The sequence below is a fragment of the Burkholderia sp. SJZ089 genome, from assembly GCF_007828315.1.
Lineage (GTDB): Bacteria > Pseudomonadota > Gammaproteobacteria > Burkholderiales > Burkholderiaceae > Burkholderia > Burkholderia gladioli.
The window spans coordinates 479,045-503,542 of sequence record NZ_VIUM01000003.1 but is presented as its reverse complement, the minus strand read 5'-3'; the positions used below and the strand labels follow the sequence as shown (position 1 = coordinate 503,542).

Annotated in this window: 16 protein-coding genes; 1 reads left to right on the top strand and 15 read right to left on the bottom strand. The window is 71.9% G+C overall.

Annotated elements, in window-relative coordinates; genetic code table 11:
• The first annotated feature begins 211 nt into the window (after window positions 1-211).
• A complete protein-coding gene (gene tssA / locus FB600_RS08080; protein WP_145756501.1) occupies window positions 212-1,285 on the top strand; it encodes a type VI secretion system protein TssA in 1,074 nt (357 codons plus the stop codon).
• 60 nt (window positions 1,286-1,345) lie between these two features.
• Here tssA and FB600_RS08075 read toward each other — a convergent pair whose 3' ends face one another.
• From FB600_RS08075 to tssH, 15 genes are all read right to left on the bottom strand, one after another.
• Window positions 1,346-1,744 (bottom strand): hypothetical protein, encoded by a 399-nt coding sequence (locus FB600_RS08075; protein ID WP_145756500.1) that lies wholly within the window; start codon window positions 1,742-1,744, stop codon window positions 1,346-1,348.
• Window positions 1,745-1,902: 158 nt separating this feature from the next.
• A complete protein-coding gene (locus FB600_RS08070) occupies window positions 1,903-4,743 on the bottom strand; it encodes a serine/threonine-protein kinase (protein ID WP_145756499.1) in 2,841 nt (946 codons plus the stop codon).
• 10 nt (window positions 4,744-4,753) lie between these two features.
• Window positions 4,754-5,476: a PP2C family protein-serine/threonine phosphatase gene (locus FB600_RS08065; protein ID WP_060003990.1), complete on the bottom strand. Its 723-nt coding sequence runs from the start codon at window positions 5,474-5,476 to the stop codon at window positions 4,754-4,756.
• Complete coding sequence (gene tagF / locus FB600_RS08060) at window positions 5,473-7,146, bottom strand: type VI secretion system-associated protein TagF (protein WP_145756498.1); 1,674 nt, start codon at window positions 7,144-7,146, stop codon at window positions 5,473-5,475. The genes FB600_RS08065 and tagF overlap by 4 nt, the downstream gene beginning before the upstream one ends.
• On the bottom strand, window positions 7,143-10,748 hold the full coding sequence (gene tssM / locus FB600_RS08055; RefSeq protein ID WP_145756497.1) for a type VI secretion system membrane subunit TssM: 3,606 nt from the start codon (window positions 10,746-10,748) through the stop codon (window positions 7,143-7,145). The genes tagF and tssM overlap by 4 nt, the downstream gene beginning before the upstream one ends.
• Before the next feature lie 4 nt (window positions 10,749-10,752).
• Window positions 10,753-12,162, bottom strand: coding sequence for a type IVB secretion system protein IcmH/DotU (gene icmH, locus FB600_RS08050; RefSeq protein WP_145756496.1), 1,410 nt, complete (start codon window positions 12,160-12,162; stop codon window positions 10,753-10,755).
• The gene (gene tssK, locus FB600_RS08045; protein WP_036033054.1) at window positions 12,159-13,496 is read right to left on the bottom strand and encodes a type VI secretion system baseplate subunit TssK; all 1,338 of its coding nucleotides are present in this window, start codon (window positions 13,494-13,496) and stop codon (window positions 12,159-12,161) included. The genes icmH and tssK overlap by 4 nt, the downstream gene beginning before the upstream one ends.
• A gap of 68 nt (window positions 13,497-13,564) precedes the next feature.
• Window positions 13,565-15,619, bottom strand: coding sequence for a type VI secretion system-associated FHA domain protein TagH (gene tagH / locus FB600_RS37490; RefSeq protein ID WP_222432915.1), 2,055 nt, complete (start codon window positions 15,617-15,619; stop codon window positions 13,565-13,567).
• Window positions 15,616-16,164, bottom strand: coding sequence for a DUF6931 family protein (locus FB600_RS08030; RefSeq protein WP_013689207.1), 549 nt, complete (start codon window positions 16,162-16,164; stop codon window positions 15,616-15,618). Before FB600_RS08030 ends, tagH begins: the two co-directional genes overlap by 4 nt.
• On the bottom strand, window positions 16,161-18,047 hold the full coding sequence (tssI, locus tag FB600_RS08025; RefSeq protein ID WP_145756495.1) for a type VI secretion system tip protein TssI/VgrG: 1,887 nt from the start codon (window positions 18,045-18,047) through the stop codon (window positions 16,161-16,163). Before tssI ends, FB600_RS08030 begins: the two co-directional genes overlap by 4 nt.
• A 37-nt stretch (window positions 18,048-18,084) precedes the next feature.
• The gene (locus FB600_RS08020) at window positions 18,085-18,306 is read right to left on the bottom strand and encodes a hypothetical protein (RefSeq protein WP_036054682.1); all 222 of its coding nucleotides are present in this window, start codon (window positions 18,304-18,306) and stop codon (window positions 18,085-18,087) included.
• A gap of 197 nt (window positions 18,307-18,503) precedes the next feature.
• A complete protein-coding gene (locus FB600_RS08015) occupies window positions 18,504-19,850 on the bottom strand; it encodes a tetratricopeptide repeat protein (RefSeq protein ID WP_145756494.1) in 1,347 nt (448 codons plus the stop codon).
• Entirely contained in the window at window positions 19,847-20,494 is a 648-nt protein-coding gene (locus FB600_RS08010) for a hypothetical protein (RefSeq protein WP_145756493.1), read from the bottom strand. The genes FB600_RS08015 and FB600_RS08010 overlap by 4 nt, the downstream gene beginning before the upstream one ends.
• Before the next feature lie 33 nt (window positions 20,495-20,527).
• Window positions 20,528-21,526 carry a TcdA/TcdB catalytic glycosyltransferase domain-containing protein gene (locus FB600_RS08005; RefSeq protein WP_017921800.1) on the bottom strand — a complete coding sequence of 333 codons (999 nt, stop codon included), beginning with the start codon at window positions 21,524-21,526 and terminating at the stop codon, window positions 20,528-20,530.
• Window positions 21,527-21,642: 116 nt separating this feature from the next.
• Window positions 21,643-24,489, bottom strand: coding sequence for a type VI secretion system ATPase TssH (gene tssH, locus FB600_RS08000; RefSeq protein ID WP_145756492.1), 2,847 nt, complete (start codon window positions 24,487-24,489; stop codon window positions 21,643-21,645).
• Window positions 24,490-24,498 lie beyond the last annotated feature (9 nt).

The following is a 24,498-nucleotide window of genomic DNA, read 5'->3' as shown; positions in this document are numbered from 1 at the left end:
CGCCAAACGATCCGGGCCGCCGCGCACCAGGCTGGCGCGGCGATTCGGTTGTAGATACATGAATTCGGCTCAACGCGGCATGGAATGCCGTTTGGCTTTCGACTCGATGACAGAACACGCGATGCGCCGGAATATTCCATCGCCATCGATCGTTCTGCATGGAGCGCCCTGTTTCCGGGGCACCGTCACGCAGGACCGGAGCGAAGCCACCATGACCCATTCCGACTCGACCGACCCGAACCCGCTGCTCGCCGCGATCGACGACGCGGCGCCCACCGGCCCCGATCTCGAATACGACCCCGCCTTCACCGATCTCGAGCGGATCGCCATGCCCACCCCCGAGCGCGCCATGGGCGACAGCCTGAAGGCCGCCCAGGAGCCCGACTGGGACAAGGTCGCGCAAGCGGCCGAGGCGCTGTTCGCGCGCACCAAGGACCTGCGCGTGGCCGTGCACCTGACCGCCGCGCGCACGCGCCGCCAGGGCCTGGCGGGCTGGGCCTCGGGCCTGGCCCTGGTGCGCGAGCTGCTGGAGCGCTACTGGGACGACGTGCATCCCCGGCTCGACGCCGAGGACGACAACGACCCGACCGCGCGCGTCAACGCGGTGATGCCGCTGGGCGACCCGCAGGGCACGCTGGCCTATTTCCGGGTGGTGCCCTTCGTGCAGTCGCCGCGGCTCGGCCGCTTCTCGCTGCGCGACCTGCGCGTGGCGACCGGCGCGATCACCGCCGCGCCCTCGGCCGACGGCTCGCCGCCGCCGACCCTGGTGGACCTGGAAGCCTGCTGCCTCGACTGCCCCGAGGAGCAGTTGCCGGAATCGGCCGCGCTGCTGGCCGCCGCGCAGGATCACGCCAACGCGCTGATTGCCCTGCTGCGCGAGCGGCTCGGCACCGCGAGCCCCGATTTCGGGCTGCTGGCTGCGGATATTGCCGAGCTGAGGAAATTCGTCGATGCCCAGTTGTTGCGCCGCTTTCCCGAGCGCGCCGCCGAGCTGGCCGCCGCCGCGCAGGCGGACGGCGCCGACGGCGAGATACCGGCCGATGTGGCAGCGGCAGCCGCGGCCGTGGCACCGCCGCCCGGCAAGATCTCGGGCCACGACGACGTGATCCGCCGCCTCGACGAGATCTGTGAGTATTACGAACGAATCGAGCCGTCCAGCCCGCTGCCGATCCTGCTCAAGCGCGCGCGGCGCCTGGTCGGCAAGAGCTTCGTCGAGGTCCTGCGGGATATCGCGCCGGGCGGGCTGTCGGAGCTGCAGACGCTGTCGGGGCCCGAGGCCGATTGAGCCAGCGCGCCGGCCGGGCCGGCCGAGGCCCGGCCCGGGCTCGCTTCGCATCGGCCACGCTCAACTCATCATCATGAACCAGTAGACCGCGGCCACCCCGAAGGCCATGCCGAGCAGCACCACCAGCCAGGTGGTCGCGCGCCCGGCATTCGCGGCCCGCGCGCGCCGCTTGCGCGGCAGCTTCGTGGCCGCGGCCGACACCAGGCGCGCCTCGCCGGCGCCGTCGAATTCCTGCGCCGGCACGGTGCGGCGCACCGTATCGCGTCCCGGTTCCCGCCCGATCGCGGCCAAGTCCTCGCCGGCCGTCACCGCCGCCTCCCCCGCGCCCGAGGTATCGCCGAGCGCCTCCAGCACGGCGCGCCGGCGCTGCCGGTAAGCCTGTCGATCGATCTCGCCGTGCCGGTGCATGTCGTCAAGCACACGCAATGCCTGGTTCGCCTGCTGCTCGCGTACGCCCATCGTCCCTTCCCTCATCGCCGGCCGCGCTTCGTCGCGACGCGAGCCAGCCTCGCTCGCGCCGCGCCGCGGCCTGTTGCTTCTCCGGCGGAGTCATCCGCCGATTTGTCCATCGATCCGGCCATCGACTCGGCTACCGATTTGCCCGCCATCGCGCCCGCTCAGCCGCCACTGCCGCTGCTGCCGCCCACCACCTGCGGCTCGGCATCGGAGGCCGCGCCGCCCTGCGCGCGGATCTGCTCCAGCACCGCGCCCAGGCCGCCCTGCGGCAGCGCGGCGCCCGCACCGAGATCGCGTTCGAGCTGCTGCATGCCGGCCGCGTCGGCCGACAAGGCCGCCTGGTAGCGCGCATGCAGGTCCTGGTAGTCGGGATCGGCGAGCGGCTTGCCGCGCGCATCGAGAATCGCCGCCGCCACCAGGTAGCGCTGCGCGGCCGCGCCGAGCCGCGCGTCGCCCGGCACCGCGTCGGCGCCTTGCGAGACCAGCGCGGCCGCGTCGGCCAGCCGGCCGCGCCGCGCCAGCACGCGCGCATTGCCGAGATAGGCGCTGGCCACCAGTTGCGGCGCGGCGCTCGCCAGCACCGCGCTGCCCGGCTGCAGGCTGCGCAGCCGGTTCAGCGCCGCCAGCGCGCGCGGGCCGTCGTTGGCCGAGGCCGCCAGGCGCAGCGCATCCACCTGCGCGGCCGGATCGCTGCTGGCGATCTGCTGGTCGATGCGCTGCTGTTGCAGCAGCATCAGCATGCGGTCGCGCTGCTCGGCCAGCCCCGGCGAATGCGGCGCGTAGCGCAGCCCCACCTCGACCAGGTCGAGCGTCTGGTGCGCCAGCCCCGGATCGCTGACCTGGGCCGCCGCGGTGACGATGCCGTCGGCCAGCGCATCGATCGCCTTGCCGGTCTCGGGCGCGTCGTCGCCCTGCAGCGAGGCCATCGCATTGGCCACGCCGTCCAGCCAGGCCTTGTTGGTCGACGGATTGGCGGCCAGCTCGGCCAGCGCGTGCCGCGCATCGGCCACGTTCATCGCGGCGGCCTGCGGGCCCGGATGCGCGGCGGCCGAGGCCAGCTCGGCGGCCAGTTGATCGCGGCGGCGCTGCAGGCGCGACGAATCGGGGAACAGTTGCAGGCCCAGCGCGATCCGCGCGCGCGCCTCGTCGTACTTGCCCAGGTCGATCGACTGGCCGATCGCGGCGTCGTACTTCAGTTCCAGGCGGTTGCCGCGCAGCAGCGCGCTGCCCGGGTCGAGCAGGCGGATGCGCTGCAGGATGTCGGCGGCGCTGCCGGGCTGGTCCTCGAACAGCGCATCGCGATCGACCGCCTCGTCGAGGCTGCCGCCGAGCCGGGCCAGCATGCCGGTGCGCTCGTCGTCGATCTCCTTGCGGCGCGCGTCGAAGGCCGGCGAGAACAGCTTGAGCTGGTCGCGCAACTGGAACACGTGCTGCACGGCGGCGTAGTCGAAGCGGCCGAGCGGCGGGCTCCAGTAGGCGTCGAGCCGCTCGGCGAGGTAGTGCAGGATCACGTCGCTGCGGGTCAGCACCAGTTGCTGGCGCGCATCGGCGCCGAGCGCGTCGAGCGCGGCCATCGCCTGGTCCTCGCTGGCGTAGTGCTGCGGGTTGCCGTCGGCGAAGCGCTCGATGGTGGTATCGAGCTGGCGCTGCCGGTAATGGCCGTGCAGGGCCACCGCGCCGGCCGCCACCGCCGCCAACGCGAGCAGCGCGACCAGGTAGGGCGCGACGCGCTCGCGCGGCCGGCGCGGACGCAGGCTCTCGACCAGCGCGCCCACCGTCTGCAGCCGCGCGTCGCCCTCGAAGGCCACCGCCTCGGCCAGCGCGCGCGCCTGGCGCCGCGACAGCCCCGGCACCGCGGGCGGCGCGGCGTTTTCGTTCATCGCCAGCTCGGCGCTGCGGCGCTCGAAGGGATGGCGGCCGGTCAGCAGTTCGTAGATCACGCAGCCGAGCGCATAGACGTCGTCGCGCACCGCCGGATCGGCGCCGCGGATCATCTCCAGGCTCGCGTAGGCCGGCGTCAGCGCGCCCAGCGTGCCGGCGTCGAACACCGTCTGGTCGCCGGCCGCGCCCGCGCGCGCGTTGCCGGCGCGGGCGATGCCGAAGTCGAACACCTTGGGCACGCCGTCGCGCGTGACCATCACGTTGCCCGACTTGAAATCGGAATGCACGATGCCGCTCGCGTGGGCACGCTGCAGCGCGCGCGCCATGCCCTCGATCAGCGGCCAGGCCTCGCGAAACGGCATGCCCGACGGCCGCTCGCGGATCAGCGTGCGCAGGTCGGTGCCGTCGATGTACTCCATGGTCATGAAGACGATGGTGCCGTCCTTGTCGAAATCGTAGACATGGACGATGTGATCGTCGGCCAGGCGCTGCGCGCGGCGGGCCTCGCGCTGCAGCGCGATCAGCGAATCGGGATGGCGCCGGAACTCGTCGTTGAGCACCTTCACGGCCACGAAGGGATCGCGGTCGCGCGCCTCGACCTTGCGCTCGTCGCGCGCCAGGTAGACCACCCCCATGCCGCCGCGGCCGAGCTCGCGCTCCAGCAGGAAGCGGCCCTTGAGCAGGGTGCCGACGCTCGCGTGATCGCCGCCCTGGGCGTTCGCCACGCGCTGCCAGCTCTCGCGGCTCAGGCTGTCGGACTGGGTGCTGCCGGCGGCCGGCGCGGGGCGCATCACCACCGTCGCGTCGGCGTCGAAGCCGGTGGTGCCGGTGACGCCGGTGGCGCTGGCGGCGCCCACGGTGCGCAGCGTGCGCACGGTTCGCTCGCCGCGCCCGGGATGGGCGGTCTCGTCATTGGCGGGGCGCGAGGACAGCACCACGGTCAGGTCGCCGTCGGCGGGCACCGCGCGCCCGGCGGTGGTGGTGACCGCGCGCGCGGGGCCGCCGCGCGGCGCGGCCGAGGGCAGCGCCGGCTTGCCGCGGCGCATGGCGCGTTCGACGAAATCGACCAGCCGCTGCCATTGCAGGCGGCCGGCGTTCAGGAGGGCGTGAGGATCGTTCATCGGGAATCTTTCACGGAGCTTCGAGCCGCACGATCACGGCGGAGATGTTGTCGCGCGCGCGGCGCGACATCGACAGTTCGAACAGGCGATCGACGCGCTGCCGGGGCGGGGCCGGCTCGCCGAACAGCACGGCGAGTTCCTCGTCGCCGAGTTCCTTGTTGACGCCGTCCGAGCAGAGCAGGAATTCGGTGCCGGCCCGGCTGCCGGCCACGGCCCAGTCGAGGAACAGCACGTCCTCCACGCCGACCGCGCGCGTGAGCACGCCGGCGCCGGCCGAGGGCGGCGCCGGCAGGCCGCGTACATGGGTGATGTCGACCGGCTGGCCATGCACGTGGTCGCGCGTGAGCTGGGCGAAGCCGCCCTGCTCGCCGACGTAGACGCGGCTGTCGCCGACCCAGCCGCACAGCACGAAGGCCGGATCGTGGATCAGCAGCGCGACGGTCGAGCCGATCACGTCGACCTGCCGCGCGAGCGCCTCGGCGCGCAGCTCGAGATTGACCTGCTGCAGCGCCTCCTCGACCGCGATCGCGAATTCATGAACATCGCCGTCGCGGGTGAGCGCGCCGAGCCGCTCGACGATCAGCGCGCTGGCGTAGTCGCCCGCCGCGTGGCCGCCCAGGCCGTCGGCCACCACCCACAGGCCGAGGTCGTCGCGCACCAGGATCGCGTCCTCGTTGCGGCGTCGCACCTTGCCGGTCTCGGTATGGCCGGCGGAAACATAGGAATGGGTCATGCCTGCACCTCCACCACCGCGAGCGGCCAGCCGGCCGAGGCGCCGGCGAGCCCGGCGTGCGCGGCCAGCGCCTCGCGCGCCGCCTCGCAGCCCGGCAGCGCCAGCGCCGCGGCCAGCGCCTCGCGCGGCAATTGCGTCATGGCGCGCGTGGCCAGCAACAGCAGCCGGTCGCCCGGCGCGAGACGGATCGCGACCGATTCGCAGTCGGGCTCGCCGGCCGCGCCGATGCCCGGCATGTCGAGCCAGGCGTCGCCGAACAGCAGGTCGTCGAATTCGCCGCCGGCGCCGGCCGCGCGCTCGACGAAGGGCGCACTCAGCACGCCTTGCCGCCAATGCCAGACGGCGGCGGCGCCGAAGCGCTGCACCAGGGCCGTGGCACCGTCGAAGCGGGCCACCAGCGCGGCGCCGTTCTCCCGCGTCGCGCCGCCCTCGCGCAGGCGCGCGTGCACGCCCAGCAGCGCGGCGCGGATCGCCTCGGGCGCCGCGGCGCCGGCGGCGGCCGCTTCGCGGATCTTCCGCGCCGCCAGGCGGCGCGTGCCGTCGGGCGGCATGTCGTCGGCGCTGAGCACCAGGGTTCGGCCGTCGTCGAGCCAGATCGCGGCGCTGTCGGCGCCATGATCCGCATCGAGCGGGGCCGCCGTGCCTGGTCCCGCATCCGCGGCGAAAGGCGCCTCGATCGCCTGCGCGCCGATCGAACCATCGGCCAGCGCTTCGGCATGCGCGCGCGGCAAGCCAAGCGGCAGCGAGGCGGCCGGCCGGACGCTCTCCACGGTGGCGTCATCGTCATCGTCGAGCCAGTCCTCGTGGATCGTCGCGGGCGCAACCGCGGCCGGCGCCGCGGGTCCCGTCGGCGCCCAGGATTCGGCGGCGGCGGCATTCGCCAGCCCCGGCGCAGCACCGATCGCATCGAACGCATCGAACGCATCGAACGCATCGAACGCATCGAACGCATCGAACGCATCGACGATGTCGTCGGCGATCCCACCCGGGCGAGCCACGCTTGCGGCCTCGCCCGGCGGCGGCGCGTCGAGCAGCACCGCATGGCTGCGCGGCAGGCCGCGCGTCGCGAACAGGCGCGTGGCGTTGCCGGTCCACCACAGGCACCAGGGCCCGGGGCGCAGGCACAGCTGGCGCCAGGCCTCGGTCAGCATCACGCCGGCGGCGGCCGCGCCCGACATGTCGAGCCGCCATTGCCCGCTGTCCCAGGGCAGCCCGCGCCACAGCGCCGAGAGATCGCCCGCCTCGGCCAGCGGCCGCGGCAGCACGGCCACCCGCGCGTCGAAGGTCTCGACGCTGGCGGCCTCGTGCTGCGCCTGGCGCCAGACGCGTTCGAGCGCGTCGAACCAGTCGCTGTTGCCGAGGATGCGCGCCACGTCGCCCGTGCAGGGCGCGGCCAGCACCATCGGGAAGGCGCGGCCGAGCCGGTCGACAGCGGGCCCGGTCAGGCCGCACCAAGCGCCGCTGCCGCACACCTGCGGCGGCAGCACGAAACGCCAGGCCGGGCCGTTGCGCCAGGCCTCGCCCCAGCGTTCGCCGAGCTCGCGCCGGCCGGTCTCGACCGCGCGCTGGAAATGCCGATCCCAGGCCTCGATGAAATCGACCGGCAGGCGCCGCTTCACGAAATCGCCGGCGCCCGGCAGCTTGCCGTAGAACCCCACGCCGCCGCTCATCGCGGGCACCTGAAGCGACGCACCGCGTCATTGAGGAAGGGGTTGCGCAGGCTGGCGGGCTGGATCGTCAGCTTCACGGGATGGCCGGCGAAATCGTAGCTGGCCGTGAAGCGCAGCTCGCCCTCCTTCTGCAGGCGCCCCGCGTCGAGCGCATGGAACAGCGACCAGTCGCCGTCGAACCTGTAGGGCGTGCCGACCGGGTGGTTGGAGCCGTCGAAGGCGCTGATCACCACATGGCCGGGCTGCGGGCCGGGCCAGCTCATCGAGCTGGAGGCCACGCTGGCGGCATTGGCCGTGAAGTCGTACTTCTGGCCGTCCACCTCCACCACCACGCGCGCGATCGCGGTGTCGAACTGCGGCGCGAGCAGGGTGAAGCCCACGTGCACCTGGGCGCCGCCGCCGAAGTAGAGCTGGCGGATCTCGTCGGCCAGTTGCGCGCCGGCCAGCACGCCGCTCGGGCCCGGCGGCAGGTTCGGCTTCCAGCGCCAGGCGCTGCCGCCGGTGTCGACCCGCGCGGCCAGCGCCGACTTGAAGAAGGCGTCGAAGCGCCCGCCGCCGCCGAACAGCTCGGTGAAGTTCTGCAGGGGGATGTCGGTGGCGCCGCCCGAGGCGAACGGGTAGCGGCCGTCGACGAAGCTCGCGCAGTCGTTGCCGGCCGCCGCGCGGAACTGGTCGGCCAGCGCGGCGCTGCCGCCGCTGGCCACCAGGTCGGCGCTCTTGCCGGTCAGGCCCGAGATCAGCCCCGCCACCTGCGGCGGCAGTTGCTGCGCTTCCTGGCGCGCCGACAGCAGGGCCGGGTTGTTCTGCGCGCTCGGGTCGCTGAGGTCGTTCATGGTCAGCAGGGTCTTGCCGAGCTGGTCGAGCACGCCGATCGTGTGATCGAGCGGCGTGGCGCCGGGCGAGCCCAGGCTCAACTGGTCGATCTGCGCGAAATGCGCCTCGATCGCCGCGCCCGGCTGGCTGCCCGCGTCCTGGCCGCCGCCGTGGTTGCGCGAGGCCAGCGTCACGCCATAGGGCAGCGGCGCGCCGGCCGTGCGCAGCTCGCCGGCCAGCCTGGTGTTGAGCGCGCGGCGCGCGGCGATGTTCTCGCCGATGGTCTTGGCCTGCTCGCCCGCCTCGGCGCCCGAGACACCCGCCACACCGGCCACGCCGCTCGCGCCGTTGGCGCCGGCGGGCCCGCTGCGCAGCAGGTCGCTGGTGTTGTCGCGCACCAGGTTCAGCAGCGCCTTGAGCGGCGAGCTCGGCCCCGACAGCTTCGCGGCCAGCGCGCTGGCATCCTGGATGCTGAGCACCGGCTGCAGCTGCAGATCGCCGAGCAGGCCGTCCCAGTTGCGGATGTAGTCCTGCTCGTAGAGCGTGAGCACCTGCTGCGCGTAACGCGAGCGCGCCAGCGGATCGACGCGGCCCGTGTCGAACACCCAGTAGTCCTTGACGAAGCCGTCCACCGAGCGATCGAGCCCGCCGTTCACCTCGTAGGCGAAATACGGCCGCGTGAACAGCACCGGCAGCGGCTGCGCGAGCGGCGTGCCGCTCTTGCGACGGAACACGTTGCCGAGCAGGCCCAGCGATTCGTCGAGCCGCACCGGCGAGACGCCGGAGCGATCGGCGTCGAGCTTGACGCTGCCGTAGATCAGGGTGGCGAGGTCGGCCGTCTTCAGCGTGGCGCGGGCCTGGTCCACCAGGCCGCTGTCGAGCGACAGCGCGCGCGGCTTCTGCGGATCCTCGACGCGCGCCGTGAAGTGCTTGTCGAGCGCCTTGCGGATCGCCGGATCGTCGGGGAACAGGCGCTGCCATTCCTGGCGCGCCAGCGCGGCCAGCTCGTCGGGCACCAGGTGCTGCGGCTCGCCGAGCATCAGGTAGCCCTTCAGGTAGCCGTACAGCGTCTGCGGATCGTTGGCGCTGTCGGTCAGCCCCTCGCGGAAACGCAGGCCGACGCCAGGCAGCAGGGTGCCGTCGAGCTCGCGCAGGTAGGCGCCGTGCGCCTGCGCATGCAGCGCCCGGCCCTGGAACAGCCCGAAGCGCATCAGCAGCGGCACATGATCGCGATAGCGGCCCGCCGAATCCTGCGTGTCCGAGATCACCTCCAGCCGCGCCAGCGCGCGCGCGAAATAGCTGCGCAGGTCGGGCTGCCCGGCCAGCGTGTCGGCGCCGGGCAGGTCCTTCAGGCTGTCCTGCACCTCGGCCACGTAGGCACGGTTGCGCGCGTAGCTGGTGGCGAAGCCGGCCACCATCAGCACCGTGAACAGGGTGATGCCGGCATAGGCGGCGATCTGGACCAGCAGCTTCTGGCGCTCCAGGCGCGGGTTGGTGCCGGCCAGGCCCGATTCGCGGAACAGCACCTCCTTGAGCAGGCGCTCGACGAAGAAGGTGCGGCGCTGGCTGGTGCCGGGCTGCACGCGCGCGGCATCGACGCCGAAGGTGCGCGCCACCGCGCCGAGCATGCGATCGATCGGCGCGCCTTCCTGCGTGCCCGAGCTGAGGTAGGCGCCGCGCAACAGCGGCGGCGTGCCGTATTCGTTGCGCCCGAAGGTGCCTTCCACGAACTGCCGCGCGATCTCGCGGAACGCGCCGAGCTGCTGCGGAAAGCTCAGCACGGCGGCGCGCCGGCCACGGTCGCGCTCGGCGTGCAGGCGCTCGAGCAGGCGCGTGTTGAGGCGCTCCAGCAGCAGGTCGTATTCGCCCGCGAAGCGGCTGCAGGCGGTGCCGTCGAGGCTGGCCTCGAGCGGGAAGGTCATGCCCCAGACCTGGGCGCGCAGCTCGGGGCCGAGGTCGTCGAAGAACTCGCCGAAGCCCGCCACCAGGTCGCTCTTGGTGAACACCAGGTAGACCGGCACCGGCACCTTCAGGTATTGCGTGAGTTCGTCCAGGCGCCGGCGCACCGCGCGCATGTGCTGCTGGCGCGCGGTTTCGTCGAAGCTCAGCAGGTCCGACACGCTCATCGTCACGATCACGCCGTTCAGCGGCCGGCGGCGGCGATAGCGGCGCAGCAGGGTCAGGAAGGCCTGCCAGGCCGAGGCGTCGGCGGCCGCGTCGGAATCCTGCGTGGTGTAGCGCCCGGCGGTGTCGAGGAACACGGCCTCGTCGGTGAACCACCAGTCGCAGTCGCGCGTGCCGCCGATGCCGCGCAGCGCCTTGTTGCCGAAGCGCTCGGACAGCGGGAAATCGAGCCCGGAATTCTGCAGCAGGGTGCTCTTGCCCGAGCCCGGCGGCCCGATCACCACGTACCAGGGCAGCGCGTAGAGATTGCGGCCGTTGCGGCGCGTGCGGCGCAGCGTGTCGATCGCCTCGCGAAAGCGCTGCTGCAAGGCGGCGCGCTCGGCGCTGCCCGGCTCCTCGGCGGCCAGCTTCGCCTCCTGCCCGGCCAGCTCGCCGGACAGGCGCGCGGTCTTGCGCTGGGCGCGCCATTGCAGCACCAGCAGCACCACCAGCCAGGCCAGCACCAGCGCGAGGATCAGCGCCAGGCGCGCGGCGGGGCTGGCCAGCGGCTGGCGATCGCCGAGGCCGAGATAGGGGCCGCCGAGCCAGATCAGCACGGCGATCAGCGCGAGGCCGACCGCCGAGGCGAACCACCGGGACCGCACCCAGGTTTTCAGCAGGTTCATGGGTTCAGTTCTCCGGGATGTAGAGGATTTCCACGCGGCGATTGCGCGCCCGGTTCTCCGGCAGGCTCGGCGGCGTGGCGATCGGCTGCGAGGAGCCGGCGCCGTTCGCTTCCAGGCGGCGCGGATCGTCCAGGCCCTGGGCCAGGATCGCCAGCGTGTTCTGGGCGCGCGCCGTGGACAGCGCGAAGTTGTCCTTGAACTTCAGCGAGCGGATCGGCTGGTCGTCGGTATGGCCGACCACGATCACGCGGCCCTTCACCTGGTTCAGCGCGGCCGCCACCTGGCGCAGCAGCGGCACCTCGGCCGGTGCGATGTCGGCGCCGCCCGAGGGGAACAGCAGGCCCGCGGCCAGGCGCACCGTGGCGCGGCCGTCGGGCTGCTCGTCGACGGCCAGCGCGCCGGCCTGCTCGAGCGGCGCGAGCAGCGACTTCAGGCGCTTGCCGGCCGGCTTGGGCGCGGCGTTGGCCTGCGGCGGCGGCACGTCCTGCAGGCCGATCGCGGCAAGCTGCGCGCTGACCGGCTCCACCAGGCCGTTCAGGCGCGTGAAGAAGTAGAGGAAGCTGGCCAGCAGGATCACCGCGGCGGCGGCCATCGCCACCCACAGCGGCACGTGGCGCATCACCGGGTTGCGGCGATCCTCCACGCCGCGCCAGTGCGGCGCGAGCTCGGCGGCCGGCGCCTCGCGCAGGCCGCGGATACGGCGGTACAGGTCGTCCTGGATGTCGGCCAGGCGCCCCAGGCCGCCCGGCTCGACCAGGTAGCGCCCGCCGAAGCCGAGCGCCAGGCAGATGTACATCAGCTCGATCAGGTCGAGATGACGCGAGAAGTCGACGCTCAGGCGATCGAGGATCTGGAAGAACTTCGCGCCGCCGTAGGTCTCGCCGTGGAAGGTGACCAGCAGGGTCTTCTGCGCCCAGCCGCTCAGCTCGCCCCAGGGCGCGTTGTTGACGGACTCGTCGAGCATGGTGCAGAGCACGTAGCGCGCGGCCATGATGGTCTGGGTGTTGATGCCGGCGCCCTGCGCGTAGCTCTCGAAGCTGTGCACCTGGGCCACCGCCTGCTCGCGCAGGCGCGCCACGTCGGCCGGCGGCGCGACGCTGTGGCGAAGCTGCACGGTCAGCAGCAGCAGCGGATTGGCCGCGCGCACCAGCGGATTGGCCACGCCGCTCATGAACTCGCCGAGCTCGGCGCGCAGCGCGGGGCGCGGGGCGGAACGCGCGCCGCCCTGCCCGGCCGCCGCCGCATAAGCGCCGCCGGAGATCACCGTCGCGCCGGCATCGACGCCGGTCGCGCGCGGCGCCATGATGCGGGTCGCGTCGTCGGCGCCGGAACCCGAGCCGCTGCTGCCTTGCGGGCGCAGCACGGTGGCATCGACGCGCGACGCGCGATCGTCCCTGCGGTTGTCCTCGCTCATGTGCGCACCGCCCAGAATTGCAGGTCGAGGCCCGCGAAGCCGCTGCCGAAGTGCATGGCGATGCCGCCCGAGGTCTTCAGCATCCGCCACATCGACGAATTGCGGTCGCATTCGAAGTAGAGGAAGCCGGAGGTGTAGGGAAGCTGGCGCGGGGCGACGGCCATCGGCGAGACGCCGATGCCGGGCAGTTGCAGGTTGACCAGGTCGCGGATCTTCTCGACCGGGCCGATCTTCGACTGCGTCGGCAATTGCCGGCGCATGTCCTCGGCCTTCATGTCGGCCTTGGCGGCCAGCACGAAGGTGGCGGTGTCGAGCAGCGTGAGGTCGGGCACCACGCCCACCCACACGCCGTACTTGCGCTGCTGCAGCGGGATCGGCACGGCGCTCTGCTCGAGCACCGCGCTCAGCGCGATGCGCAGCGCCACGATCACCGGCTCGAAGCTCTCGCGCAGCATCTCGTGGCGATACGGCGGGAAGGCCTGCGCGCGCTTGCCCGGCGCCGTGAAGGTGGCCAGCTCGCCGGCCAGCTCGATCAGCAACTGGTAGAGCGCCTCGGGATGCAGCAGCGGCGCGGCGGCCAGGTGCGCCACCAGCGGCTGGTAGCGGTTGATCACCTGCAGCATCAGGAAGTCGGCGATCTCGGCCGCGCCGCCGCGATCGGTCTCGGCCACGCGCCCGGCCAGCGCCTCGCCGCGCTGGTGCAGCAGGCCCAGCAGCTCGGAGAGGAAGGTCACCAGCCGCGCGGCCGCCTCGGTGTTCAGCGCGCTGGGCATGAAGCCCTCGTCGAGCACCACGCGGCGATCGGCACGGCACTCCACCACGCGCGCCACCGGGATCCGCATCAGGCCCTCGGTGGGCTGCGCCTCGGGCACCAGGCGCGCGCTCATGCCGGCCACCTCCAGCGCGGTCAGCCCTTCCATGCTGCCCGAGGCGTCGCGCACCTCGGCCTCGCGCACCCGGTAGCGATACAACTGGTCGCCATCGGCGCCGGGCCAGGCGCTGTCGGGCTGGGTGGCCGAGCGCAGCGGCAAGGTCAGGTGCACCACCTGGTCGCGCCAGTTCGATTCGATGTCGAGCGGCGGCGGCAGCGGATCGTCGCCGGGCATCGCGAACGGCGTGCCGTCGGGGAACACGCCGCGCGCGCGCTTGATGCCGAGCTTGCCGATCGCGAGCAGGTCGCTCTCCAGCTCGAGCTCCTGGAAGCCCCACGCGTGCGGACGCAGCGCGCCGGCGCGCAGCTCCACGTAGCGCTCCAGGTAGCGCTCCTGCTGCTGCATGTGCTGGGGCCGCAGGAACAGGCCCTCGCTCCATACCACTTTATTGCTCTGGGTCATATCGGATCGTCGATCAAGAGTTCTTCATGTCGGGCGCGTCGCGTCGGGCGGCGGCAAGCCGGTTCGTCTCAGGGGCGGCGCTGCTTCAGGCGCGCCAGTTGTTCCTCGTAGGCGCGCGCGAATTCGTCGCCGAACAGGCGCCGGAAGCATTCGTCGGGATTGCGCGTGAGCGCCTCGAACTGCTCCTTGTAGCGCTCCCAGTGGCGCGGGCGGTTGCCGCCCAACGAGAGCCGCCGCCCGCCGCCTTCGGACTCCTGCTCGATGCGCGCCGGATCGAACTGCGCGAGCAGGGACTCGAAGGCCGAGCGCACGCCGGCCAGCATCGCCATCTGGTGGTTGCGGATGTCGTCGGCCGCGTCGGCCAGCGCCGCGCTGCCGGCCAGGAAGCCGCTGTCGGGCGGCGCGAGCAGGCGACGCACGGCCTCGCGCGCGGTGGGCGCGAACTTCAGCGGGTTGTTCTCGGAGCGCTGGATCAGCGTGGCCGGCAGGCGGAAGCTGTTCTTCAGCTCGGCGCGCGCGCGCAGCACGTCCATCATCGCGTCGACGGCGATCTCGAACATCGCCGTGAGGTCGGCGCCGGCCGGTTCGGCGGGCGATGCCGCCTGCGAGCGGGGCGAGGCTTCGGCCGCGCCGAAGGCCACGGGCCGCGCCACCGGCGCCGCCGATTCCGCGGCGGTGGCCGGGGAACGCGTGGACGGCGCGGCGTCGGCGGCCGAGGCCCGCGCGGCGGACGGGGCGGCTTGATCGCGCGCGGCCGGGTTGGCCGGCGCGAGCGGCGGCACCTCGGCGGCATGTGCCGGGATCGGGGCCAGCAGCGAATCGTCATGCTGCAGCGCAGACGACCGAAGCACCGGCGCGGCATCGGCCGCGCGCGCCGGGATCAGGTCCGGCAGCGCATCGTCATGCTGCGGGGCGGCCGGCGCGACAGTCGCCGGGCGCGGCAGCGAGTCGTCCGGACGCGACGGCGACGGCTCCGCCGCGCGCACCGGAATCGCGTCCGACGACGAATCGTTCTGATACCGGGCCGACGACGGCGGCACCGGAGCAGCACCAGCCGCACGCGCGGGGACCGAGCCCAGCAGCGAATCGTCCTCGCGCGAGGCCGACGGCGGAATCACCGGCGCGGCACCGGCCGCCCGCGCCGGGCTCGAACCCGGCCGCGCGTCGTCCTGGTGCGAGGCGCTCGACTGCATCGCAGGCGCGGACTCGGCGGCACGCAGCGGCGCGGGCGCCAGCAAGGAATCGTCCTCGCCCGAAGCAGCGGGCGGAATCGCCGGCGCGGCATTCGACGCGGGCGCGAGCAGCGAATCGTCCCACTGGCGAGCGGACGGCGCGGCCGGCGGCGTGAAGCGGCTGCCGGTGGCGTCCCAATCGTCGGGCAGCAAGGCGCCGGCCGGGCGCGCGCCCGCCACCCGGGGCGGGCGGAATCGATCCGAGGGCGACGGCGTGTGGTTCCAGCCCTGGTCGGCCGGCACCGCGCCCGGCGCCTCGTCGTAATAGGACGAGGGGGCATCGAACAGCGCGAGCGGATCGAGACTCGAACCCGGCACGGCCGCATCGCGCGCGCCGGGGATCAGGCCGTCGGGACGGCCCGCATCGCCCTGCGCATCGAGCGGGCGCGGCGAAAGCAGCGCGCCGAGATCGAGCGGCTCGCGGTTCTCGGCCGACGACGATGACGACGATGACGACAGCGCGGCCGCGCCGGCTGCCGGCACGGCCGGCACCGGCGGAACCCGCGGCGTCGACGTCGAAACCGGTGCCGTCGGCGCGCGATCGGTCCGCGCCTGCCAGTTGCCGCCGGTCTCCCCGCCGAGCCGCACCGCGATCTCGAAGGTGTCGATCTGCAGGCGGTCGCCGTCGCGCAGCGCGGCCGGGTCGCCCTTGCGCAGCGGCGCGCCGTTCAGCAGCATGCCGTTGGTGCTGCGGTCCTCGACGAAGTAGAGCCCGTTCAGGTAGCGGATCAGCGCATGCAGCCGCGACACGCCCTCGGCGCCGAGCACCCAGTCGCAATCGTCGGCGCGGCCGATGCTGCCGTCGCGACGGTCGAAGCGTTGCTCGCGCTGCGCGAGGCGCTCGGCGCGTTCACCCTGCACCGCCAGGGTCAGGCTCGGTTCGGTGCTCATCGAGGTCCTCCATCGGGTCCGTTGGGCGTGCCGAGCAGGCCCAGCGCGTCGCGCACGTACGTCAGGCGTCGCGCGTCGAATCGCGCCGGCACCAGCGCGGCGAGGTAGTTGAGGGCGGCCATCGCCGCGATCGCGCACAGATGCGCGGGCGGCGGCGTGGGCCGCTCGGCACGCGGGTTCAGGTTGCCGCCGGTCCAGCCGGCGGCGGCGGCGGCCCAGGCGCCGATGCCGCGGTAGCGATGCTCGGCGGCGAAGGCCGCGGCGTCGGCGCGATGCGCCTCGGCCGGGTCGCGCACCCAGGCCTCGGCCAGCGCGAGGCCGGCCTGGTCGGGCGCCGCGAGCGTCTCGCCGCGCCCGCACTGGCACACCCAGGCCACCGCGTAGCGATGCGGCAGCAGGCGCGCGAGCAGGCTCAGCGCATCGGCCGCGAGGCCCGCGTCGAGCAGCGCGCGCACCGCCGCGTGCGGGCTCATCGCCGCGTCCAGGCGCGCCATCGCGGGCGCGGCCAGGCGCATCTGGCGGGCGGCGTCGAGAATCGCGCTCACAGGATCATCGGCATGTCGCCGCCCAGGACGGCCGTGGCCGTGCCGATCAACTGCAGGTTGGTCGACTGGATCAGGCAATCGGCCTCGGAGAGGATCTCCATCGCCGCGATCGAACTCATGTTCAGGTTCGCCTTGGAGTTGATCTCCATCGCGATGCCCGACATCAGGGTCACGTTCATCTCGCCGTTGATGGTCAGGTTGGTGCCCTGGATATCGATCTCGCCCGAGCTCTTCATGGTGATGCTGGCCAGCCCGGTGACCAGGCGGATCTGGTTGCCGGCCGTCAGCGTGTAGTTGTGGCCCACCTGCACGTCGTGGTCGTGCTCGGATTCCTCGCGCAGGTCCTTCTGCGCATGCACCAGCACCTGCTCGGCGCCCTTGCGGTCCTCGAAGCGGATCTCGTTGTAGTCCTCGCTGCCGCCGCCCTGGTGGCTGCGGCTCTTCACGCCGCTCTGGGTCTTGTTGTCGGGCAGGCTGTAGGGCGGCATGTTGTCGGCGTTGTAGACGCTGCCGATGATCAGCGGCCGGTCCGGATTGCCGTCCAGGAAGCTGACCACCACCTCCTGCCCGACGCGCGGAATGAACTGCGCGCCCCAGCGCTTGCCGGCCCACAGCTGGGCCACCCGCACCGGGCAGGAATTGTCGGCATGCGGCTTGCCGGGGCGGCTCCAGAAAAACGTCACCTGCACGCGGCCGTATTTGTCGACCGCGATGTCCTCGGGCGTGTCGCCATACACCACCGCCGTCTGCAGCCCGGCGATGCGCGGCCTCGGGGTGGTCTGCGCGGTACGGAACGGCTGGCGGCCGCGGATCGCCTTGAAGCTGCAGCGAAACGGCTCCTCGTCGTCGTCGATGCCGCCGCCGCTCACGTAGTCGGGCTCGACCAGCCGGATCTCGGTCTCGGTGACGAGGTATTCCTGGTTCGCGTCGGCCAGCGGGAAATCCTTGAGGCGGAACAGCACGCCGGTGGCCAGGCCGCAGGCATCGGTGCTGCCCCGGCTGAGCAGCAGCGGCACGTTCAGCGCATCGGCGCGCACCTGCGCGTAACGCTGGCCGTCCGACTGCTTCTGGTCGTAGCCGACGTATTCGTAGGACCAGTCGTACACCTCCAGGCCGCCGACGCTGGTCGCGTCGGCCTGGTCGGTGAGTTCCTCGGAGGCCAGCAGCGAGGCCTTCGGCTTCAGGTAGTCGTAGTCGTCGAGCTGCACGCGCGTGGTGTTGACCTCGCGCGAGGTTTGCCAGTCGCTGATCGAGGCCTTCATGCGCTTGCCGCGCTCGGTGGGCGGCGCATAGGGGATCTGCTCGAAGCTCGGCACCGTGGTGTGCGCGCCGAGCGCGTCGGCCAGCACCATGGTGTGGCTGCCCTCGGCATGCGTGAAGAAGTAGTAGATGCCTTCCTGTTCCATCAGCCGGCTGATGAAGTCGAAATCGCTCTCGCGGTACTGCACGCAGTATTCGCGCGCCGGGTAGCTGCCGCTCAGGCTCGGCTTCACGTCGCTGTAGCCCACGTCGTTGAGCACCGACTGCACGATCTGCGGCACCGTCATGCCGCGATAGATGCGGCAGTCGCGACGGCGCGTCGAGAGCCAGGGCTTGGGCACCAGGGTGAAGCCATAGACCGCGTAGCGCACGCCGTCGATATTGACGAAGCCGCCCTGCTCCGCATCGCGCACGATGCCGTTGAAATAGCGCGTGTAGCCCTGCGGGCTCACCAGCTTGACCGTCATCGGCGTGCCGAGCAGCGCGCGCAGGTCGGCCGAGGCGTTCTTGCTGATCGCCTCGAGCCGGTAGGTGAACAGGCGGCCGAGCGCTTCCTCGGCGCTGAGGTTCGAGAACAGCAGGCTGCTGCCGAGATTGGAGCTGAGCGTGATTGCGTGAGCCATGACGTGATCTGCGTTTCCTCGTTAGGGGGCGGGTCGGCTAGGCATCGGGTTCGACGCGTTCGAGCGCGTGCGCGAGGCACGGCGGGCGGCACGACGGCAGGCGGCTGGCCGCCGCGGCACGCTCGGGATGGGCCGGGCCCGCATCCGGGCTCGCGTGCACGGCATCGCTGGCGGCCTCGCGCCGTTGCCGATGCGCGGCACGCGCGCGGCTCGACGCGTCCAGCGTCCTGCATCCCTTGTCAAATTCGTCTGCCTGCATCGTTCGCCCTCCCGTTCCTGCTGCTTGCATGATTCGCAGGCGCGATTTGCACGCCCTTCGACAAGCAGAACGCCCGGCCACCGCGATCTATTCCTTCATCGGCCAGGGAAAAAATTCGCGACGACAGACAGGGCGGTACGCCATGGCGCACGTTTTTGGTGCGCGCGATGACGCGAGCGTGACGCGCGGCGGCCGGCTCAGTGCGCGCGGCGCGCGCGAACCACGCCGCCGTCGACCCAGCGGCCGGCTTCGCGGCGCAGGGCCTTGGCCTCGAAATGCACCTCGACGAAGCCGGCCCCGGCGAGCACGGCATCGAGGTAGGCGCGGCCGTGCCGATAACGGCCGCTCGGCGACAGCGCATGGCCGGCCGCCTCGCCGGGCAGGGTCTCGACGCTGAACGCGAAATGGCCGCCGGGGCGCAGGGCCGCGTGCGCGGCCGCGAGCAGCGCTTCCAGCGCGCCGAAATACACCAGCGTGTCGGCCGAGACGATCAGGTCCCAGCTTTGCGGATGCGCCTGCAGGAAGGCCGTCAGCTCGGCGTTGACCAGCCTGTCGTAGCCGCCGCGCCGGCGCGCCTGGTCGAGCATGCCTTCCGAGAGGTCGACGCCGCTCAGTTCGCGGGCATGAGCGCGCAACAGCGGCCCGCACAGGCCGGTGCCGCAGCCGGCGTCGAGGATGTCGAGCCCGGCGGCCTCGCCCTCGCGCTCGCCTTCATGCTTCATCGCCAGCACCGGCGCCAGCACGTCGATCAACGCCTGCGGCGCGCGATAACCGAGGTTCTTCACCAGTTGCTCGTCGAAGCTGGCGGCGAAGCCGTCGAACAGCTCGCGCACGTAGTCGTCGCCGGCGCGCGCGGGCGCCTCGGCCGCGCCGCAGGCGGCCAGCATGTGGCGCGGGATCGGATTGTCCTGCTCGCGCGCGGCCCAGTCGCGATAGACGGCCGCCGCTTCCTCGATCCGCTCCAGGCCGTAAAGCGCCATGCCGAGCGCCTCGAGCACGCGCAGTTGGCCGGCATCGAGCGCGAAGGCGCCGCGAAAGTGCTCGACGGCCTGCTCGACGTCGGCGCACTCGCGCGGATGGCTGCACAGGAAGCGGCCGAACTGGTAATGCCCGCGCGCATCGGCCGGCATCCTCGCGAGCCAGGCCTGGTAGGCTTCGCGCGCCTCATCCACGCGCTCCAGCGCCTCCAGCACGATGGCGAGATTGCCGAGCGCCTGCGGATGGTCCGGCGCCAGCGCGAGGGCGCGGCGATAGCAGGCCTCGGCCTCGGCGTGGCGCGCGTGCTCCTTGTGGATGTTGCCGAGGTTGCAATGCGCGTCGGCATGCAGCGGCGTGAGCCTGAGCGCGCGGTCGAGCAGGATCACAGCCTCGTCGCCGCGCCCGCGCTGGTGCAGCAGCACGCCGAGGTAGTGCAGCGCGTCGGGATGCGCGTGCTGCAGCTTCAGCACGCGGCGGTAGAGCGGCTCGGCGGTGTCGAGCTGGCCGTCGCGGTGCGCCGTCATCGCTTGCTGCAACGACTGCGCGAGGCGCGCGGCGCCCTTCATGCCCGCCCCTCGCTCAGCAGCGCCTTCCAGTCGGTCGATAGCTTCGGGTCGTATTTGATCTTCTTCAGCGTCTTCAGGTCGAAGCGGATCGCCAGCAGCAGGTGGCGCACCTTGCCGGTCAGATCGCCCTTCACGAATTCGTTGATCTTGCCGCAGCGCGCGCGGCGCGCATCCTCGCTGTTCGGCGTGCCGGGCTGGCTCGACCCTTCCTTCACGTAGTTTTCCTGAGCCTGCTGGTCGACGCCGAGGTTGACCAGTTGCCGCCAGCGCACCATCACGTCCGCGTTGCTGACGCCCGTGGCCCAATCGACCACCTCGGCGCCGAAGCGCGTCGATTCCTCGCCGAAGCTGCGCGAGTTCGCATCGTTCGGAATCACGGGATGATCGTCCTGCGTGGCATGGAGCCATTTCATCTCGTCGCGATCCAGGATCTCGCGATAGATCGGATAGGAGGTGACGAAGCGCTTGCGCATCATTGCCTCGGCCTCGCTGGCCTTCTGCCGGGCAGCATCGGTATCGCCGCCCGCGCCGCCGATCAGGTTCATATCCTCCTTGCGCGCTGCTTCGTCGTGGCCGACCACGCTGTAGTAGACGCTGGCGATCACCTTGTCGAACGCATTGAAGACGTGGTTGCCCTTGGCCATGATGGTTTCCGTTCGGGTTGGATGTGCCTGGCCTTATTGCAGCCAGTCGTGGAAGTACTTGTCCTGCACGCAGTACATCGGGAAATACCAGTGATCGCGCATCTCCAGCTTGCGCTCGTCGCTGAACTGGGTGACCGCGTCGCCCGACTTCGGCGTGACCGTCGCGCTGCGCGCCGCCTCGAAGCCGCTGCTCTTGCTGGCCACGCTCGGCCCGGTCATGCGGATCGTGCTGGTGCGCACGTCGTTGAAATACAAATCCTGCATCTGCTCGCTGGTACGCATCGAGGTGAAATTCGCGTTGATCAGTTGGCGATAGGACTTCAGGCCCTTGCAGCCGGCATGGCTGGCGATGATCGAATTGCTGACCGGCGGCGGCGTCTGGCCGGAGAAATTGCGGGCCCACCAGCTATCGTCCTTCCATTCGCTCTCCGAGATGCCGTTCCTCCACAGATGGCTGACGGCCGAGAAGCGCGGATAGGACTGGTGGCAGATCAGCGAGCCCAGCGGCGCCACGCAGTCGACGTCGGTATCGACATAGAGGCCGCCTTCCTGGAGCAGGATCTCGATACGCAGCACGTCGCTCGCCGCGCCGAAGTTCGCGCCGCGATCGACCAGTTCCCGCTGGTAGATCGCCGCGTTCTTGCCCATCTTCAGGTCGCGCTGCACCTCGCGCAGCTTGATGCCGTTGGTCGCGCAGAAACTCGCGATCGCGTTGACCTGGGCCAGGCGCTTGCCGCGCAGCACCTCGCCGCGCTGGTTGAAGTGCATCGCCAGGTACTGGATGGTGGCGGTATCGCCGCCGGCGCCGAGATTCCCGGCCATCGCCTTCCAGTCGTCGGGCGTGGCGGTGCCGCCGAGCTGCTCCTTGACCACGCTGCGGCGCTCGCCGGTCAGCAGCTGGTTGGCGTCGAACCACAGATTGATGGTCCAGTCGGGGTTCTGGCGCACGAACGTCTGGATGCAGGCGCGATTGCGCGCCGGAATGTCGCCGCCGATCCAGATGATGTGGACCTGCTTGGGGATAGCCTTCACGTCGAAACTCCTGGTACGGGCTGGCGGCGGACTGGATGCAGCCCGCCCTGAAACCAAACGCGCAGGGCCGGCGGTTTATTCCGCCGCCCGTCCCGCGCGCGGCGGCAGCCCCGCGTTCAAGCCTGGGGCAAGGCCAGCGCCTCCGTGGCGACCGCGCCCGGCACCGGCGCCTGCATGTCGAAGCGATAGGCGAAATCGCCGTGCTCGACGCCCACGCTCACGCGCGCCACCTCGCCGCCGTCGATCATGCGCGTGAGGAACTCGCGGCTGACGGCGGGCAGCATGGTGTTGGTCAGGATCGCGTCGATCATGCGGCCGCCCGATTCGCTCTCGGTGCAGCGGCCCACCACCAGTTGCACCACGGCATCGTCGTAGTCGAAGGGCACGCGGTAGCGCGCCTCGACCCGGCGGCGGATGCGCTCCAGTTGCAGCCTCACGATGCGCCCCAGCATCTCGGCGCTGAGCGGGAAATACGGGATCGCCACCAGGCGGCCCAGCAGCGCGGGCGGGAAGGCCTTCAGGAGCGGCTCGCGCAGCGCCTTGGCGAGGCCCTCGGCATCGGGCATCAGCTCCGGATCGCGGCACAGGCCGGCGATCAGCTCGGTGCCGATATTGGTGGTCAGCAGGATCAGCGTGTTGCGGAAGTTGATCGCGCGGCCCTCGCCGTCCTCCATCACGCCCTTGTCGAACACCTGGAAGAACAGCTCGTGCACGTCCGGATGCGCCTTCTCGACCTCGTCGAGCAACACCACCGAATACGGCTTGCGGCGCACCGCCTCGGTCAGCACGCCGCCCTCGCCGTAACCGACGTAGCCCGGCGGCGCGCCCTTGAGCGTGGAGACGGTATGCGCCTCCTGGAACTCGCTCATGTTGATGGTGATCAGGTTGTGCTCGCCGCCGTACAAGGCCTCGGCCAGCGCCAGCGCGGTCTCGGTCTTGCCCACGCCCGAGGTGCCGGCCAGCATGAACACGCCGATCGGCCGGTCGGGATTGTCGAGCCCGGCGCGCGAGGTCTGGATCCGCTTGGCGATCGCCTCCATCGCATGGTCCTGGCCGATCACGCGCTCGCACATCAGGTTCGCGAGGTTCATCACGGTCTGCAGTTCGCTGCGCAGCATGCGGCCCACCGGGATGCCGGTCCAGTCGGCCACCACCGAGGCGACCGCCTGGTAGTCGACGCTCGGCAGGATCAGCGGGCTCTCGCCCTGCAGCTCGGCAAGCTCGGCCTGCAAGGCACGCAGCTCGGCCAGCACGGCCGCGCGCGCGGCTTCGTCGAGCATGGCGGGCGCCGCGCCGTCGACGGCGGGCTCGAGCGCTGGCGGCGCGGCCTCGACATCGATGGCGCCGGCCTCGGGCGCGCCGAGGCTGCCGGTGCCGTCCACCGGCTGCAGCTCGCCGCGCAGTTGCGCGCGCAACGAGAGGATCCGCTCCACCAGCGCCTTCTCGGCGGCCCAGGCGGCCTCCAGCGTGGCAAGCCGCGCGCGCTGCGCCGCCAGCGCGGTGGCCGCCTGCGTCTCGCGGGCCTCCACCTCGATGCCGATCTGCCGCTCGCGCGCGATGATGGCCTGCTCGGTCTCGAGCGCCTCGATGCGCTTGAGGGTGTCGTCGATCTCGGCCGGCACCGCGTGCTGGCTGATCGCCACGCGCGCGCAGGCGGTGTCGAGCAGGCTGACCGACTTGTCGGGCAACTGGCGTGCCGGGATGTAGCGATGCGAGAGCTTGACGGCGGCCTCCAGCGCCTCGTCGAGCACCTGCACGCGGTGGTGGCGCTCCATCACGCTGGCCACGCCGCGCATCATCAGGACCGCCTTGGCCTCGTCGGGCTCGTCCACCGGCACGGTCTGGAAGCGCCGCGTGAGCGCCGGGTCCTTCTCGATGTGCTTGCGGTACTCGGCCCAGGTGGTGGCACCGATGGTGCGCAGGTTGCCGCGCGCCAGGGCCGGCTTGAGCAGGTTGGCCGCGTCGCCGGTGCCGGCCGCGCCGCCCGCGCCCACCAGCGTGTGCGCCTCGTCGATGAACAGGATCACCGGGCGCGGCGAGGCCTGCACCTCGTCGATCACCTGGCGCAGGCGGTTCTCGAACTCGCCCTTCATGCTCGCGCCGGCCTGCAGCAGGCCGATGTCGAGCGTGCGCACCTGTACGTCCTTGAGCGCGGGCGGCACGTCGCCGCGCGCGATGCGCAGCGCGAAGCCCTCCACCACGGCGGTCTTGCCCACGCCGGCCTCGCCCACCAGCATCGGGTTGTTCTGGCGGCGCCGCATCAGGATGTCGACCACTTGCCGGATCTCGCCGTCGCGGCCGACGATCGGATCGATGCGCCCCTCGCGCGCCTGCGCGGTGAGATCCACGGTGAACTGCTGCAGGGCCTGCTGGCGGCCCATCTGGGCCGGCGCCAGCGCGCCGCTGGCCTCGCCCGGCGCGGCCCCCGCCGCGCCCGCTGCGCCCACTGCGTCGGCGCGGAAGCCGTCGGTGGCGCCCAGGCTGTCCTCGGGCGAGCCGGCCACGATCGCGGCGAACTCGTCGGCCAGCGTCTCGGGCCTGAGCTTGCCGAACTCGGCCGAGACCGCCTGCAGCGCGTGGCGCAGATGGCGCGTGCGCAGCAGGCCGACCAGCAGGTAGCCGGTGCGCACCTGGGCCTCGCCGAACATCAGGGTGGCGAACACCCAGCCGCGCTCGACCGCCTCCTCCACCTCGGAGGACAGGTCGGAGATGGTGGTGCTGCCGCGCGGCAGGCGCTCCAGCGCGGCCGTCACGTCGCGCGCCAGGTTCGAGGGGTTGAGCCCGAAGTGGCGCACGATGCGATGCAGGTCGGAATCCTGCGCCTGCAGGATCTGGTGGATCCAGTGCACCAGCTCCACGTTGGGGTTGCCGCGCAGCTTGCAGAACACGGTGGCGCTTTCGATACCCCGGTAGGCGATCGCGTTGAGCTTGCCGAACAAGGCGCCGCGACTGATCTCGGCCATGATGTCCAT